Annotated in this window: 10 protein-coding genes and 3 pseudogenes; 6 read left to right on the forward strand and 7 right to left on the reverse strand. The window is 52.6% G+C overall.

Annotated features, from left to right (window positions below; all coding sequences use genetic code 11):
• The first annotated feature begins 165 nt into the window (after positions 1-165).
• Positions 166-804: a putative glycolipid-binding domain-containing protein gene (locus GCU39_RS06355; RefSeq protein ID WP_152392742.1), complete on the forward strand. Its 639-nt coding sequence runs from the start codon at positions 166-168 to the stop codon at positions 802-804.
• 65 nt (positions 805-869) lie between these two features.
• Here GCU39_RS06355 and GCU39_RS06360 read toward each other — a convergent pair whose 3' ends face one another.
• Entirely contained in the window at positions 870-3,776 is a 2,907-nt protein-coding gene (locus tag GCU39_RS06360; protein WP_227793461.1) for a family 78 glycoside hydrolase catalytic domain, read from the reverse strand.
• 132 nt (positions 3,777-3,908) lie between these two features.
• Here GCU39_RS06360 and GCU39_RS06365 point away from each other — a divergent pair, with 132 nt between their 5' ends.
• Complete coding sequence (locus GCU39_RS06365; RefSeq protein WP_193726787.1) at positions 3,909-4,802, forward strand: AraC family transcriptional regulator; 894 nt, start codon at positions 3,909-3,911, stop codon at positions 4,800-4,802.
• A 45-nt stretch (positions 4,803-4,847) separates the two neighbouring features.
• On the opposite strand, the gene GCU39_RS06370 is transcribed toward GCU39_RS06365, so the two are convergent.
• Complete coding sequence (locus GCU39_RS06370; protein WP_152392744.1) at positions 4,848-7,481, reverse strand: alpha-L-rhamnosidase; 2,634 nt, start codon at positions 7,479-7,481, stop codon at positions 4,848-4,850.
• Positions 7,482-7,715: 234 nt separating this feature from the next.
• Here GCU39_RS06370 and GCU39_RS06375 point away from each other — a divergent pair.
• Positions 7,716-8,655, forward strand: a pseudogene (locus GCU39_RS06375) (SDR family NAD(P)-dependent oxidoreductase); the annotation flags it as partial.
• On the opposite strand, the gene GCU39_RS32460 reads toward GCU39_RS06375, so the two are convergent.
• Positions 8,614-8,853 (reverse strand): hypothetical protein, encoded by a 240-nt coding sequence (locus tag GCU39_RS32460; RefSeq protein WP_407671729.1) that lies wholly within the window; start codon positions 8,851-8,853, stop codon positions 8,614-8,616. The pseudogene GCU39_RS06375 and the gene GCU39_RS32460 sit on opposite strands and share 42 nt — an antisense overlap.
• A gap of 12 nt (positions 8,854-8,865) precedes the next feature.
• On the opposite strand from GCU39_RS32460, the pseudogene rhaA reads away from it, so the two are divergent.
• From rhaA to GCU39_RS06390, 3 genes and pseudogenes are all read left to right on the forward strand, one after another.
• A pseudogene (gene rhaA, locus GCU39_RS06380) lies at positions 8,866-10,091 on the forward strand (L-rhamnose isomerase).
• 36 nt (positions 10,092-10,127) lie between these two features.
• Positions 10,128-11,593 (forward strand): annotated as a pseudogene (locus tag GCU39_RS06385) (rhamnulokinase).
• A 28-nt stretch (positions 11,594-11,621) separates the two neighbouring features.
• The gene (locus GCU39_RS06390; protein ID WP_152392745.1) at positions 11,622-12,071 is read left to right on the forward strand and encodes a DeoR/GlpR family DNA-binding transcription regulator; all 450 of its coding nucleotides are present in this window, start codon (positions 11,622-11,624) and stop codon (positions 12,069-12,071) included.
• Positions 12,072-12,204: 133 nt separating this feature from the next.
• Here the strand turns inward: GCU39_RS06390 and GCU39_RS06395 are convergent, their stop codons facing one another.
• The 4 genes from GCU39_RS06395 to GCU39_RS06410 all read right to left on the reverse strand — a co-directional run bounded on the left by GCU39_RS06395 (position 12,205) and on the right by GCU39_RS06410 (position 16,409).
• Positions 12,205-13,392, reverse strand: coding sequence for an MFS transporter (locus GCU39_RS06395; protein WP_227793602.1), 1,188 nt, complete (start codon positions 13,390-13,392; stop codon positions 12,205-12,207).
• 153 nt (positions 13,393-13,545) lie between these two features.
• Entirely contained in the window at positions 13,546-14,133 is a 588-nt protein-coding gene (locus tag GCU39_RS06400; RefSeq protein WP_152392747.1) for a TetR/AcrR family transcriptional regulator, read from the reverse strand.
• Positions 14,134-14,395: 262 nt separating this feature from the next.
• Positions 14,396-15,172: an ABC transporter ATP-binding protein gene (locus tag GCU39_RS06405; RefSeq protein ID WP_152392748.1), complete on the reverse strand. Its 777-nt coding sequence runs from the start codon at positions 15,170-15,172 to the stop codon at positions 14,396-14,398.
• Positions 15,162-16,409, reverse strand: a complete 1,248-nt coding sequence (locus GCU39_RS06410) for an MFS transporter (protein WP_152392749.1) — start codon at positions 16,407-16,409, stop codon at positions 15,162-15,164. Before GCU39_RS06410 ends, GCU39_RS06405 begins: the two co-directional genes overlap by 11 nt.
• Between the last annotated feature and the right edge of the window lie 96 nt (positions 16,410-16,505).

Below are 16,505 nucleotides of genomic sequence, written 5' to 3' on the forward strand. Positions count from 1 at the left end.
TGCTCAGCGATGTCCGTGCAATTGGGGTAGGCTCCCACTCGAACCCGCGCGTCTATCCAATGCAGTCGATGCCTGTTGCTCAGAAGGAACACCTCCAAATCTACTGTATTTTACCATTATAGCAGATCCAAAACACTTGAAGTCTCGTATCATTTCAATGCATCAATGCCGACTATGAAAATATCAACCATCATGCTAGGATGGGATAAGACAAATCGATATCAGAACGAACGAGCATATACGGAGGTCACGATGCACCAGACAGTCATATGGAAGCAAAAGATGGAGGATGGCATGGAGTACTGTACTTTTCAATACGATTCCCGTATGTCTATTGAAGGCACGGTCATTGCGAGACCCCAAGACGATCATTGGTTGATTCAATATAAGGTTGATACCGACAAGGAAGGCATCACCCAAGGCGTACATATCAAGTTCCGACATGGCGAGGGTGAGCAAATCGTTCAAATTCGCCGTCAACAGGACGGGCAATGGTTCTCCAACGGACTTGTATTGCCAGCTTGTGCTGGCTTATCCTTCATTGACATTGGGGTGACGCCTGCCACCAATTCGCTGCCGATCCGAGCATTCCAATTGAAGGTGGGAGAAGCCCAGACGTTCTCGGCGGTATGGGTCCGATTCCCTCAACTCACCGTAGAACCATTGCATCAGAAATATGAGCGGCTGGATGAATCCACGTATCGATACACCTCGATCGAAAGCGGTTATACCGCGCTTCTGGAGGTGGATGAGCATGGGATCGTGACGGATTACGAAGGTGAATGGACCGCATTGCATCATTAATCTGGAAACGTCAATACAATGGTCTATAGAAAAGAGCAGCCCCCGTCTCAACGGGAGCTGCTTCATTATACGAGAGCGAACTTCGACTCGCGAATTTTGCCTGAGTATCCTGCCGGGAGCTTCGCATGGATGCGTACATTCTCCGGGTAGGCGACGACCAGTTCCATTGTCTTGGCCGATTCGTCCATGGACCATGAGACGTCTATTCTTCCCCCGGCTGGATGAGGGACGCTGCCTTGAGCCCACGACAGTCCGCACGGCATCGGAGCGATTTCAACCTCCGACCAGCCAGGAGCAAGGCTTCGTACGCCGAGCACTTCCCGGCCGAGGAAGTAGGCGGGAGCAGATGACCATGCATGACAATGGCTGCGAGTGAGCAGATGGGGATTGCCTTGATGTTCAAGGAAATTCGGATATGTCTCCCAACAGGTAGTTGCGCCATGCCGGATCATCTCGCCATATTGGTCCCGGATATCCTCGATGATTCGTTGGGGTTCGCTCATCTTCGCCAACGCTTCGTAATAGAAGAATGACATGAACGGACTGCCGATCGGGACAAAATGGGGTGGCGGGGAGAGGAGATAAGCTTCGAGATTCGACTTCCGCTCGCCTTGAGCGATATGGGTCAATAATGCCACGACCTGCGTTTGTATGCTGACGACGTCGGAACGCCTTCCATCGGCATGGATGCAATCGATGTAGGCCAGCTTGTTCTCGTCCCACAGATGCTCATTAACCGCTGCAGCGATTCGGCTTGCTGAATCTTCTAATAATGCCACGCCCGTTGAATCGCCCGCCACGCCGCCCAAGCGTGCCCCGGCGCGCAGCGCCTGCACGAGGAACATATTCTGGTGGGTCACGACTCCGTCATTCGGCTGATCCATCTCGGACCAGTCGAGCAGATTCCAGCTCTTGATATCCAGGAGTCCTTGGTCGTTGAGCTTGGCGACATAGTGCTCCAACGTAAAACGTATAGTTTCGTACATCTCGGATGCAAATGCTTCATCGCCCGTCTGATCATAATATTCCGCACAAGCCGTTGCCCAGAAAAATGTCCAATTCGGGATCACGCTAACCCATCCACTAGGCACCTGGTCCGCATATAAAGGCGTTTGCCCTTTCGATCGCGGAACAAGCCTGAGGCAGCGTTTGACGATTTCATGCACGCCGAATAAGTAGTTGCTGACAAGAGCCTCATTGCGGCTATCTCCCACCCAGAACGTCTGCTCATAAGCCGGGCAGTCGACAAACGTATCTTCCATGCACAGCTTCGTCGTGTGCCGGCTAATTTCCCAGATATCGCACAGCAGTGCATCCGAACAGGCGAACCGTCCGACTTCCGCTACGGGATAATTGCTCTGGATCATGGTCACGTTGAAGATCTTTACTGGTTTTTGAGCTCCCCGTACCGTCAATGCCAAATAGCGGAGACCCCGGCGAATCGGAGACTCGTATCGCTGACGCCCGGTACGGCAGATGTATCGAAGCGTATGGTCAAGCCCAAACGTGTTTTGCCGGTAATCCCCATTCATGTATTCAAAACCGTACCAATCGAGTACGGTACCTTCGTCAGCCTCGACTTCGAAGCTCAGATATCCCGAATATTCTTTGCCCAAATCGAGCAATACCTCCGTATCGTATCCATCAAAAATAGGGATGATCGCGGCTTCTGCATTCGCAATCACGGCATTTTGAAGCTGCGCGGGCACCGTGCAGCGAATAGGGTCCTTATGCCACGCGCATAGCGCGAAAACGTCCACTTCAGATACATATTTCATGTCGACCGGTCGAAGCCATGCTTGGTATGCCTGCAGATCTTCAAGGACCTTCACCTTTTCAACGAGTTCCAGATATACGGGGTGATGAGAATCCAGCGCTCTCGTGGCTTGATGATTCGAATCCATGATGGCATCAAACGGCCCGATCCGCAACCAAGCCGACAGCAGATCATCATCGCGAAGAAGGAGTGGGGGCTTGAACAGGAGTTCATCCGCTTCGTCTGCATATAAGCCAATTTGCATCTTCCCCGTATGAATCCAGCTGGAAACGTCGATCACGAGCAGATTATCGCCTTCCAGAAGCTCGACATCGATAAAACGCGCAGAATCGGTCCTGTATATCCGATTTGCATCGATCCTATTCCCATTCAAGTACAGCGCTGAAAGGCACTCGCCGCTCTGAAGAAAGCCAAGCGTCGCCCGACACGCTTGAGCTGATAGAATGACCGTCGCGGCATAACCTAGAAATTGAATGGGGTTCGCATGGTCCTCGCTGCCATCCATCCATGCATTGCGAACATCGATCGCCGTGGTGAGTTGGAACGATTTCACCTTCGACAGCGATTCGACGCGGATGGGAGATACGACTTCATCAGTCAGATGAGGAATGTCGCGCGGCATCAGCGTCGTCCATGGCGCCATGCCGACTGGTCCTATTACGGATGCAGAGGACCAGCCGGTATTATCAAATAACTCGTTCGACCACTCCGAACTCCATACGAACGCATCCACGAATTCGGAGTATGCATGCTGGCAAGATGCCCGTGGCGCCCGAGGATGATGCCCGAGATGAAGGGAGGTCCGCCACGTCGCGTCCGTCGCTGCCAGAACTCGGCCTTCATCGTCGTTCAACTCAACCAGCAAGCCTCCGCGGCCGCGCAAGTAATAAAAGGTTGAAACCCCATAATGCATGACAAGCACGGCAATCGAATTGGATTCGCCCGGCTTCAACAGATGGCCGACTTCATACGTGTCGAAGGACTGCTCGAAAGGCCAGGATCGAACCGGTCCGCGTCCTATCCGCGTACCGTTTACGTACAGAACATAACGCGAATCGGCCGTTATTCGAAGACTGGCGTACGCTATGCCATCCGCGGGAATCGCGAAGGTCTTGCGGAAGCATCTCCATTCATTGCGGGGACTTGCTTCGCCTTCCGCCCAAATCCAATGGGCATGCCAATCCTTCATTGTCATTGATCCAATCCCCTCCTTATCTTGACTACTTCATCATTCATCATAAGCAAAAGAACTAAGTCGAGTTATAGGTTGATCACGACATTTTATAGGTATATGATGACCATATCATCTTTAAGATCGGAGGGCCTTATGATGCACAGACCGGAATACATGGTGACGAGAGGGGAACAATTTTTCAAGAATGGATTTTCGATCTACGTCAATCAGGTGTCCGAACGCTTTGAATTGCCGGAACATGCCCATGATTTCTTTGAAATTAGCTATGTCTTGGAAGGCAGCGGATTCCATTACATCGGAGACCAGACCATCCGGGTGACTAAAGGCGATTTGTTCTATCTTCCGATCGGCGTCACCCATATTTTCCGGCCGACTTCCGCAGATCCGAACAAACCATTGATCATTGGCAATTGCATCTTCGATGAACAGCTCTTTCGCTTTCTGACCGCCGTCCTTCCTGAGCAATTCGGGATGTATCGTTTTCAGAGGATCATGGAGGAGAAGGGCGCATGGCTTCAAATGAGGGAGCGTATAAGCGAGTTCGCGCCCATATTCGAATCATTGCTATTGGAATTCGAACAGAAGCGCACGGGTTATCAGACTATGATGTGCGGACTTCTGCTCCAGTTATTGATCGGCATGGAACGCGCGTTGGGTGACGAGAAGGAACCGATAAGCTTCGATCATGAGAGGATGGATGCGGTCATGCGCTGCATTCGGAGCCGCATGCACGATAAGCTCACGTTGTCGGACGCAGCCCGTGATGCCGGCATGGGGACGAGGCAGCTGCAACGCATGATCGCCAAAAGCACGGGGCGGTCATTTTCGGAACTCGTGGCGCACGAAAGAATAGAGCATAGCTGCCGATTGCTTAAGGATCAAGCGATGCGAGGGGTAACAATCGCGGACATCGCGTCAAGCGTCGGCATTCACGATCCGAAACGGTTCTATCGGTTGTTCAAGAACAAAACCGGCACGACGCCTGCCAGCTATCGAAAAGAGGGCGGCATCGCGAATCCGGGCTGATAATTCGTATTGCCTTCTTCGTGATGCCGTTTTCACTCGTCTAGATCACAATAAAGCGGTAACGGCCCGAACCGAATCGGATCGGATCGTCACTTCATCGTGAAGACGCTCACCTTCGAACAAATCTTCAATAGCAGTACTAAGCGCATTGTCCTTCCACACAAGGTTTCCTGATATTCGCTCATAAACTTGCACTTCGTCCAGCGGTTTAGATCGCATGTGGGATGTCAGCTGCAATTCCGCCAAGGCTCCCGCAGGCACTTCTAGCGCCACTTCGATGCCATCAATAGGAGCCTGTCGTTCCCATCTTATCCGCGTCACTCCGAAAGGCGTCGGTATACTAGCTTCGGCAAACGCAAGGTCTTCAGGGCAATACGGCTGGAAGCGGATCGTGCTGAATCCAGGCGCCGCGATTTGAATGCCGGCGACATATTCATAAAGCAGCCGTGCAGGATACCCGTTCCATGCATGGCTGTGCGATTCGATATCATCCCAGCCTTCCCACATCGTCGGCGAGCCTTGCGCGATCATGTACCCCCACCCGGGGAAATCTGTTTTGCGCAGCAGGGCGTAAGCCTTGTCAGCGTATCCATGGTCGAACAATAGCCGCAGCAAAGGCAGGGACAGAACGGCTCGCGCTTCCCAGGCCTGCTCGGCAATGCGCTTCAGGATTGCGGATGCATCAGCCGTCCGAGGCGCGAGTCCCTCCAACAAGGCTAAGGCATTTACCCCTTGATGCTGCGAAGGCGATCCCAGACTATCCATGAATCCGTTCGATTCGGAATCAAACAATGAATTCGCGATGGTTCTTGCGCTGCGAATCGACATCGCCGTCCACGATTCGATATCGCCGTCCAACCCGGCGATCGCAGCCATTTTCGCTAGCAGTCTCAGCGCCCGACACAGCTTCGTGTTCTGAACTGTCAGCACATCCCCGCTCTCATCAACGGTCGGGTAGGGCCAGTCGCTGATATGCCACCACGCGCTCTTGTGCAAGAGTCCCTCTTGATCGCACATGGAGAGCCAATAAGAAACCGAACGCTTGGCGGCGTCATAATGGCGCCGGATGATGCTGATGTCTCCGGTCGCTTCGTATACTTTCCAGAGCAAGCTAACGAAGTGCAAATCCCACTCCGGAATGCGAATCGCGAAATCGGGATGTTCGTCATTGCTAGGGGCTACGAAGGGAAATGCGCCATCTGGCTTCTGCGCTGCGGCGAAGTCGATCAGTGTCTTCTCCAGCATGGCCGCAGATGTACCGAAATGATAGAGCAGCAACTCCGCCTGCAAATCGCTATCGGCCAGATATTGTGCTTGTTCTCGATGGGGACAGTCTACGACTTGTCCCAGAATATTGTTCTTCTGCGTCCGGACACAGGCTTCGTGCAGGGTGTTCAAGTAGGGATCCGAACTATGGAACAGCCCCACTTCCAGTAGTCCCGTACGTACGGCTGCGACCATCTGTCCCACTTGAAGCGGAACGGGATAGCCTGTGACTTCGATATAGCGGAACGCCTTGTGCGTCATGGCGGGTTCCCATTCTTCTATATCATCGCCGCGCATCGTATATTGATCATAATAATGCTCAGACGTCTCGTTGCACACTTTGCGTTCCACGCCTCCATCCGCAGCGAGCTGCTCTGAGTAACGTACGCGCACGGCCGTGTTCCGTATGCCCGGTAGACGCAAGCGGACCCATCCGGAGACGATGCGTCCAGCATCATAGATAAGGCGGCAACCGTCAGAAGTATGTTCTGAACTTTCAAGCTCGGGGAGGAATAGGTCCTCAATGTCTCCTTCGGGAATGCGCTGCGGCGTCAAACGCCACCCGGCTTCTGCTGCTGGGGATAGCTCAGCGCGACGGTATCGGTTATTGCTGTATCCATAGCGGGTCCAAGAGGTGTGCAGTTTGCGCGCGTCTACGTCCTCGATCGGGGTGATTCTTTGATTCTGCTGGAAGGGAGTACCGGAACGATGGGTGCCGCTCTCGTAATGCTCCCAGTCGGTTCCAGTTGCCCATCGACGCCGTTCGCCATCTTGCATGACGAGATCCGCCTGTATGATGAGGCCGGGCAACCCGTCCACGGCATATTGCCCGCCCCCTCCCAAATACAGCGCGATGACCGCCAAGCAGTTGAGACCGTCCGGATGAAGCAGCGGCGTGATGTCGTAGGTGACATACAGCTTGCCGTGCGACGGATCGGATGGAGCTGGACTCACATAACCGCCGACACGCTTCCCGTTGATCAATAGCTGGAAATGATGGTGGGTGGAGATGGATAAATAAGCGTAGAGTACGGACTGTTCTAACACGTATTCTTTGCGGAAATAGGCGAACTGGTTGGGTGAGACAGGTTCGCCGTTCCAAATCCAGTCGGCGGTCCAGTCGGCAGGCGAGAGTCCGGTTACGAAGTTTGCTTCCGATTCAACCGGATCAGGATAACCATCCACCCATACGCGTAGTTTCCAACGATAGCGTTGATGCGGCTGAAGCACTGGACCGTCATAGAATAGGAATGGCATTGTTGTGCGGTAGATGCCGCTATTCCAGAGTTCAAGGTCTGTGGAACCGTCTTCCCGAAGCGGGAGGAGGGAGACCTGGCAGCATTGTTGCCTAATCCGTCGTCGATCACTGACGAGCTGCCATGCGAACGTAAAGGCTCCGGGGTCGACGCCCACCGGTCGTGCTTGACCTTCGATCGTTAGCTAGGCGAGAGACAATTTGTTTTTCATGGGCAATCGTCTCCTATACATGAGCGTGTTTTCAATCATTATAAGCGAGAAAATACGGAAGTCCAATCATTTATATATTTTGTTTAGTTTTATATATTTTTGTTTTCAAACAAAAACAAAATGATAACGTTAAAACAAAAGTGAATAAAAACGTCCGGAGGGATATTCACATGGTGCAAAGTTTGGGTTCCCTACATTCGTCCGGGTTCAAGCTATCCCACATGATCGCGGAAGGCGTATCGGCGAATCCGAAGGCGGAATTGGTCTTAATGGAGAAGCACGGCTTGGTAACATGGGGAGAAACCTCGGAGGCGGCATACGCTCAGACGATCAAGATCATTAGCGAAGCTGAAGCTTATATTGAGGCACGCGTGCAGGAAGATAAGGTGTTCGGTGGCCTGAAGCATCAAGCCTTACCGGCTGAGGTCCGCGGCGGGATTGCCGCTCAGATCATGCCGGCGATTCGCGGCGCCGTTAGCGTTCGGAAGAACATGATCCTCTCATTTGACGACGGCGACGACGTGCTGCAATTCGTGGGCTGCCAGAACGCGCATGCTTTGTCTCAAGTCGGGGCGGCATGCCCGGACCAATTGGTTCATACGAAAGTCGTCCCGCTGTTCATCGATTGGACCCCGTCTGCGGATGACCTGGACGGATTGAAGGCCAGGCTGAAAGAGGGCATTGCCGCGTACGAAGCAAGCTATACAGCTTATTTCGAGCGCAACATGAACGACGGCGATGTCATGTTCGACGCTGCGCCGCGTGTCATTCTGATCCCTGGCGTGGGGATGATCAATACCGGCAAGAACTGGGCGATGTCTCGAGTGAGCGGCGCGCTGTACCATCGGGCAATTGCCGTCATGCGTGGGGCTGCCATGCTTGGCGAATTCGTGTCGCTCAGTGAGAACGAGTCCTATCAAGTGGAGTACTGGCCGCTGGAACTGTACAAATTATCGCTTGCCCCCCGGAAATGGAATTCTCTCGCAAGGTGGCTCTCATCACCGGCGGGGCGGGTGGCATTGGCAGCGAAACGGCTCGATGTCTTGCATCTGAAGGGGCGCATGTCGTCCTGGCGGATCTAAATCTGGAAGGCGCGGAGAAAGCTGCTGCCGACATTAATCCGCGTGATATTGCCGAAGGCGTTGCGTTCTTCGCGTCTTCGAAATCGAATAAAACGACCGGCTGCACATTGACGATCGATGGCGGCGTGCCTGCCGCTTTTACCCGATAATTCAAACGGTCCGAGTGCATCAGATGCATGGATGTCCCAATCCAATGACCAAATTGAGGTGAGGTTGAAGTGGACTTCAAGATTCAAGACCATTATGAAATGGCAAAAGAGCTGTATGCAGCGCACGGCATTGACGTTGATCAAGCACTAGAGAAGCTGGCATCGATCAAAATCTCTATCCCTTGCTGGCAAGGCGATGACGTCAGGGGATTCTTAAACCGCGAACAGAACTTAACCGGGGGGATCGCCGTCACGGGCAGCTATGCCGGAGCGGCGCGAACGCCAAATGAGCTTCGTCGCGATCTGGAAAAGGCTTTGTCCCTTATTCCTGGCAAGCATAATGTTAACCTTCACGCCATTTATGCGGAGACCGACGAACAAGTCGAGCTCGACAAGCTGGAGCCGAAGCACTACGTTTCTTGGGTGGCGTGGGCAAAAGAACAAGGCGTAGGACTGGATTTCAATCCAACCTGTTTCTCGCACGAGAAGGCCAAAGACGGGTTTACACTAAGCCACCCGGACCCGGCCATTCGTCGGTTCTGGATAGACCATTGCAGAGTCTCACGCAAGATCGGCGCTTTTTTCGGCGAGCACCTCGGCCAAACCTGCATCACGAACGTATGGATTCCTGACGGTTACAAGGATGTTCCGGCAGATCGCCTTGCGACAAGACAAAGACTTCAGGAGGCGCTTGACGAGGTATTTGCCGAAGAACTTCCCCCGGCTCATAACTTGGACGCCATCGAGAGCAAGCTGTTCGGTCTCGGATCGGAGGCCTATACGGTCGGCTCACATGAATTCTATATGGGCTATGGCATTCGCAACCATAAATTAATTTGTCTCGATACAGGACATTTCCATCCGACGGAATCGATATCGAACAAATTGTCCGCACTATCGTTATTTATGGACGGTATTCTGCTGCATCTGAGCCGTCCGATGCGTTGGGACAGTGACCATGTCGTCACGCTTGATGACGAACTGATTGATATTGCCCGTGAATTGGTGCGCGGGAACTGCTGGAGAAGACGTACATCGGTCTTGATTACTTCGATGCCAGCATGAACCGGATTGCCGCTTGGGTCATTGGGACGCGCAACGCGATCAAAGCGCTTCTTCGCGCACTCCTTGAGCTGATTGATGCTTTGAAGCAAGCGGAGCGCGAAGGGGACTTTACGACTCGCCTTGCGCTAATAGAGGAATTCAGAACGTATCCATTCGGGGCGGTATGGGACTATTATTGCGCCGCACAAGGCGTTCCCGTTCGGGAAGATTGGCTGGCCGAAGTGAAAGCCTATGAACGAGAGGTCCTCATGAAGCGGTAACGAATCAACGAAAAAGGAGGATCCCCTTTAAAGCATATGATCGCATTCGACCTGGGGGCTAGCAGTGGCAGGGCAGTCCTGGGTCGCCTGATTGATGGCAAAATCGAAATGACGGAGCTCCATCGGTTTTCCAACGATCCGGTGCAGGTAGGACAGCGCTTGCACTGGGATATTTTGCGGTTGTATCATGAAATCAAACAAGCGCTTATGCTCACTAAGCATATTGGAGTGGAACTTAGCAGTATCGGCATCGATGCATGGGCGGTAGATTTCGGGTTTATCGGTCCTGACGGCGAACTCGTCGGCAATCCGTATCACTATCGCGATCAACATACTGAGAACATAATGGGGAAAGTGTTCGCCGAAGTTCCAGCTTCCGAGATTTTCGCAACAACGGGTATTCAATTTCTGCAGTTCAATTCGCTATTTCAGCTTTATGCCTTGAAGCAGGCTGGTTCTTCTTGGCTGAAAAAGGAAAACCGGTTGCTCATGATACCAGATTTGCTGAGATACTTTTTAACCGGCGAGATGCATCACGAGTTTACCAATGCAACGACCACCCAGCTGTTTAACCCGAGGACGGGTGATTGGGATTATGGGCTGCTGGCCCAATTAGGCTTGCATACATCCTGGCTCGGGAATGTGTTGCAGCCGGGAAGCAATGCAGGTACGCTGCGGGCGTCCGTCTGCGATGAGCTCGGCATCCCATCGATTCCGGTGTACGCAGTGGCCGAGCATGATACCGCTTCAGCGGTTGTGGCCGTTCCGGCGACGGACCGATCTTTTGCGTACGTATGCTGCGGCACTTGGTCTTTAATGGGGACCGAAGTACAGGAGCCTGTCATTAATCAGCTATCGCAGGATCTCAATTACACGAATGAAGGCGGCGCTTTCGGGACGTATCGCTTGCTCAAAAATATTATGGGCTTATGGCTATTGCAGGAAAGCCGCCGTGCTTGGGAGAACGATGGTGTGGCCTATGATTACTCAGAATTGATGCGGTTGGCGGGCGAAGCAGCGCCGTTCCGGTCGTTCATCGATCCCGATGACCACGATTTCCTAGCTGCAGGCGACATGCCTTCCCGAATTGCCCGCTATTGCGAGCGGACTGGGCAGCAAGCATCGCAGAGCGTGGGGGAAACGGTAAGGTGATCTTGGTAAGTCTTGCGTTTAAATATCGTTATGTATTTGAAATGACGGAGCGGGTAGCCGAGGAATACTTTCCTAGCTTGCATATGGTTGGCGGGGGGATTCATAATACGTTATTATGCCAATGGACGTCTAATGCAATTGGCAAGCCGGTCTGGGCTGGCCCTGCGGAGGGCAGCGCGATCGGGAACTTGGCGGTTCAGTGGATCGCTCAGGGGGTATGGAAAGATATTTGGGATGCGCGTCAATCCATTCGGGATTCTTTTCCCATTGCCGAATATCGGCCGCTTGAACATTCAACGTGGAGCCGCGCATACAAGAAATTCATCACACGAACTGGATTAGAATCATAAACGTTCGGTCGGCGAAATGAGGTAAACCATGCTTGTAGCGGAACGTTATGAGAAAATCGTAAACCTAGTCAATGAACGAGGCTCCATCCGCGTAACCACGGAATTGAGCAGTAAAGACAATATCGAAGTGATATCAACGGGAGGCATTTTGGCCCCACGTTCCATGTCCTTTGTCGGGCCGTTGGCCGAGCGTTCGCTTGATGCCTACCATGTCAGCAAAGTTTTCCTATCATGCAAAGGCATTCATCTTGAACGGGGGATCAGTGAGTCAGGCGAATGGCAAGCCCGCATCAAAGAGAAAATGATATCGATCGCGGATCAGGCAATCCTTCTCGCGGATTACAGTAAATTCGACATGCAATCTTTTGCTCAAATTTCGGCGTTAACCGTGATTGACGTTATCATTACGGACGACCGGATTCCGAAGCAAATGATCGCCCAACTTGAAGAGCGGGGGATTACCGTAATTACGGCATAGAAAGGTAACAGTGCCTAGAGACGCTTAGACCCAATTTACAAAGAAGGCCGCGAATGCGCGGCCTTCTTTGTTGTCGTAGTTGTCGACGAATAGTAGGTGGCAATCATAAAGAAAGACGCAGAACCCATCATCATCAGTCCGTAGAGGCCGAGGCAGCGCGGTTGTCATGTAACGCATGATAAAGGGGTTTGAAGCGAAGCGAATATCCAATGATCAGTAGGATCATAAGCATACCCGCTGTGTCCAGTACAGCCATTGCCATGTTCATGCCAAATAGGTTGCTTAGCAGCCCAAGCCCCCCGATCGGTACGATAAAGCCGGAGTACGCTGCAAAGTAATAAGTCGTGATGACCCGTGGCCGATCTTTGGCCTCGGGCAGCTCGCCCGCCAGTCGGAGACTGACCTGGAACACCCATCCGGTACCCAGCGCCTGCAGAGCGACACCGATCCACAGCAGAAGCAGACTGCTCAGCTGACCGGAGAACATGACCATCCATGCTCCAGCAGCCAATATGACGAGACCGGCCCGCAGCCGGATGACCGGATGGGAAGGGGAAGGCAACAGCTGGATAAGCGCGCCGCCGCCAAGCAATAGCAGTGCGAGCAGTCCGCTGATGGACAGGTTAGTGCTCTTCAGCACGCTTACCACAAACGTAGGAATTAACGAGAGCACAATTCCGTTTAACGTGAAAAGAGTAAATGCAGGCAGCGCAGCCATCATCCAGAAATTCCGGCTAATGCGGGGCGACACGCCAATGGATAGGGAGCCCGCGGTTTCGTCTTCTTTCCGTTTCTCATGCGGCAGCGTCTCGATCACAGCCGCGCTGATGAACAGCAGGATCACGAAGAAGAAATAAGGCAGGCGGGATGAAAAAGCCGGGACGTACTCCGTAATCAACCCGGAGATCGCTGGGCCAAGACCAAAACCGAAAGACACGATGATGCCGGACAAAAGGATTGCCTTAGCGGTTAGCCTTGGCGACACGCGACGCAGCAGGTATGGAACGGCCACACCCGTAAAGAGGCCGTAAGCCGCGCCTTCCAGCATGCGGGCTGCGTACAGCATCCAGGCAGCTCCGTTGGCAAGAAACAAAATCGATGCGACGATCGAAGTCCAGATCGCGATTCGGATTACCTTCTTTAATCCCCAGAAAGCGCCGTGCGCACCGGTTACGAGCAATACTGGCAGCAGGACGACGGCGTAAGATGCAAACAACAGCGTGAGCTCTAGGTTGCTCAGGCCGTATTGCGTCCGATAGAGGGGGAAGAGCGGGGATACCGCGGTTGCCACGAGGGACATCATCAGGATGATAAAAAGCATTCTTTTCAAGTGAATCGACCTCCTATGCATTTTATGGAACGATTGTTCCAAAACTAGCGTGAAAAATCTTAAATATTCGGCATGAACTTCCAGTAATCTTTTCAAGACGACTCCATATTGGAACGTTCATTCCAAAAACGACATGAAAAGCCGTCAAAATACGGCTTTAACCGCCATTTGGTACACATCCGGCAACGTCTCCCGTCCGGCCGCGGATCGTGCAGCAACATGAATTCCCTGTTTAATCGCTAACAGAAAACGGGCCCCCTCGCGTGGCTGAACGCCTTGCCGAAGCAAGCCGCAGCTAGCGGCGTTCTGCAGAAAACGGTATAGAACATCCTCTTGGTAGAGTTGATAGGTCTCGACGCGCTCTGCCACAGGCGGCAATTCCGCAGCTGAGCCGAGCGTTGAATTGGCCATGAAGCAGCCGCGGCCTCGCAATTGATTCTGCTGGCTAATTTCGCCCGAAGCCTTAAAAAAAGCTTCCAGCTGGCGCTTCGGATCGGCTTCATACCGTTCCAGCTTGGAGAACAGCTCGCGTTCTTGTTTTTCGCGGTACCGGTCCATACATGAAACAAACAGTGCTTCCTTGTCTCCGAACGTTTCGTAAAGACTTCCGCGATTAATGCCCATGGTTGTACATAACGTTTGGACGGAAGCCGCTTCAAAGCCTTTGGTCCAGAATAGCTCCAGCGCTTTATCCAGCGCCTCCGAAGGGTCAAATTCTTTCGGTCTGGCCATCTCGTTCGCCTCTTCCTAATATGATTTATTTCTGATTTTAGTTAGTATATTCATTTTGGAACGATTAGTCAAGAATCGTCAACCCAAGTTTTGTTGGTTTGGGCTTGCCAAGATTGTTATTGTCTTGCTGGTAGAAATCTACAAGAATAAATGAATCGTAACGTTAAAAAGATAACCTATCATCCAGTCTGAAATCGGGCTAGGATAGGTTATCTTCGTTGAATTCTACATGATATCGTAGTCACTCAAATGAAACGGCGTATTAATCAGCGGTACGAACATACACCCGCTCACGATGCTTCTCTACGACGACGGGTGATTCGAAGAATTCGCTAAGGCCTTCTTCAGTCAATACCTCATCCGTCCTTCCGCATCGAACGGCCTCTCCACTACGGATGAGCAGCGCATGCGTGAATACTGGTAAAATCTCCTCCGTATGGTGTGTGACGTAAATCAAAGTCGGAGCCTGCTCGCTCTCGGCAAGATCCTTGATGCTGGCGAGCAGCCGTTCGCGGGAGAATAGATCCAAGCCGTTACAAGGTTCGTCTAGAATGAGTATGCGAGGTTTAGCCATCAGCGCACGGGCGATGAGAAGCTTCTGCTTCTCGCCTTGCGAGCAGGTGCGGAACTCGCGGTCCCACAGGTGGGCACAACTCAGCTGCTCCATCAGAGATCGCGCGAATGCAAGATCATCATCCGTTATCGAATCGTACAACCCGATCGTTGCGTGTTTACCACTGATCACGATGTTTTGCGTTCGATCCGCGGCATATAGTTTCTCCTGCAGGGACGTGCTCACCCAGCCGATGGATTTGCGAAGCTCTCGCAAATCGATCTCGCCGAAGGGCTGGCCAAGAACGCTAACGGAACCTTCAGATGGCCAAAAGTAGCCGTTAATCATATTTAAGAGCGTTGTTTTGCCGGAGCCATTCAGGCCAAGCAGAGCCCAGTGCTCGCCAGGCGCGACCTGCCAATTCACATCCTTCAGCAGGGTTAGGCCTTCTCTGCGCCATGTAACATGTTCGATATTAATGATCATGGGTCGGAATCATCCCCCTTTCAGCCACCAGCTTGGAATCGCGTGGCAGCAGCAAAGCGCATATGCCGAGCAAAGGCAGAAACGAGCAGAGCGTAATGGTGAATTGAACGCCTGCCGTATCCGTCAGCCAGCCTAACAGGACGGAACCGAGGCCCGCCATACCGAACGCCAACCCGAAAAACAAGCCGGATACGGTTCCGACATGATTCGGCAAGAGTTCTTGCGCATATACGATAATGACAGAGAAGCCGGACATGAGGATCAGACCGATCATGCAGCACAGCAGTAGTGCGATGCCCGGACTAACATAGGGCAGCAAGAGCGAAAACGGAGCCGTCCCTGCGATGGAAATCCAGATCATCGTTTTGCGTCCGAATCGATCGGCTAGTGGCCCACCGAGCAGCGTGCCAAGCATGCCGGCGAATTGCAGCGCGAATAAGCAGAGTTGTGCGTTAGACAGCGGCAGATGGTATTGTTCTATGAAATAGAATGAATAGAAGCCGGTCATGCCTGCAATGTAGATAAATTTGGAGAAGAGCAAAATGATCAGCAGCGTCATCGTACCCGCGATGAACAGCGGAGAGAACGCTTGCGTTTGTCTATCCGAGGATAGGGGAGCAGGCTTCTCATTATCAGGCCCGGAAGCTAGCTGTCCCGCATACCAACGGCTGATAACGAGCTGTACTGCAATGCCGACGACCGCTGCGATCGTAAACCACAGAAATCCTTGTTGACCGTGGGGCATGAGCACGAACGCGACGAGCAGAGGCGCAAGTGCTTGACCGGTGTTCCCACCAACCTGAAAGACCGACTGAGCCATGCCGAGCCTTGCTCCGGCCGCCAATCGAGCGACACGTGACGATTCAGGGTGCAGTACGGACGAACCGACGCCGATGAAAAGGGCAGATAATAGAATCATCCAGAGGGTTTTCGCATAAGCGAAACCGAGCACGCCGACGAGAGAGAAGATCATGCCTATCGGCAATAGGCTTGGCATCGGCTTACGATCTGACATGTAGCCTATGATCGGCTGCAGCAAGGAGGCGGTAATATTGAGGACAAACGCCACCCAGCCAATTTGCGTAAACGTCAGATGCATAGTAGATTGAAAGAGCGGGAAAGCGGAAGGTACGGCAGTCTGCATTGCATCATTGAGTAGATGGGCAAAGCTGACGCCGAATAGCATCCATGCCGCCGTATTGCGCGGCGCTTGGATCGCGGCGGTGTTAGGGACCATCGGGTCATTCCTCCTATCGATTTTTTTACATTTTAGCGAATGGAAAGGAATGGGTCGTTGCTATTATTGCTGCAAATCGAGCAACTTTTGATATAG

The sequence above is a fragment of the Paenibacillus guangzhouensis genome (assembly GCF_009363075.1).
GTDB lineage: Bacteria > Bacillota > Bacilli > Paenibacillales > Paenibacillaceae > Paenibacillus_K > Paenibacillus_K guangzhouensis.

Bases quoted from the DNA above. Each gene is read 5' to 3' on its own strand.
- GCU39_RS06355 (WP_152392742.1), top strand. From the start codon at position 166: ATGCCGACTATGAAAATATCAACCATCATGCTAGGATGGGATAAGACA.
- GCU39_RS06360 (WP_227793461.1), bottom strand. From the start codon at position 3,776: ATGACAATGAAGGATTGGCATGCCCATTGGATTTGGGCGGAAGGCGAA.
- GCU39_RS06365 (WP_193726787.1), top strand. From the start codon at position 3,909: ATGATGCACAGACCGGAATACATGGTGACGAGAGGGGAACAATTTTTC.
- GCU39_RS06390 (WP_152392745.1), top strand. From the start codon at position 11,622: ATGCTTGTAGCGGAACGTTATGAGAAAATCGTAAACCTAGTCAATGAA.
- GCU39_RS06395 (WP_227793602.1), bottom strand. From the start codon at position 13,392: ATGCTTTTTATCATCCTGATGATGTCCCTCGTGGCAACCGCGGTATCC.
- GCU39_RS06400 (WP_152392747.1), bottom strand. From the start codon at position 14,133: ATGGCCAGACCGAAAGAATTTGACCCTTCGGAGGCGCTGGATAAAGCG.
- GCU39_RS06405 (WP_152392748.1), bottom strand. From the start codon at position 15,172: ATGATCATTAATATCGAACATGTTACATGGCGCAGAGAAGGCCTAACC.
- GCU39_RS06410 (WP_152392749.1), bottom strand. From the start codon at position 16,409: ATGGTCCCTAACACCGCCGCGATCCAAGCGCCGCGCAATACGGCGGCA.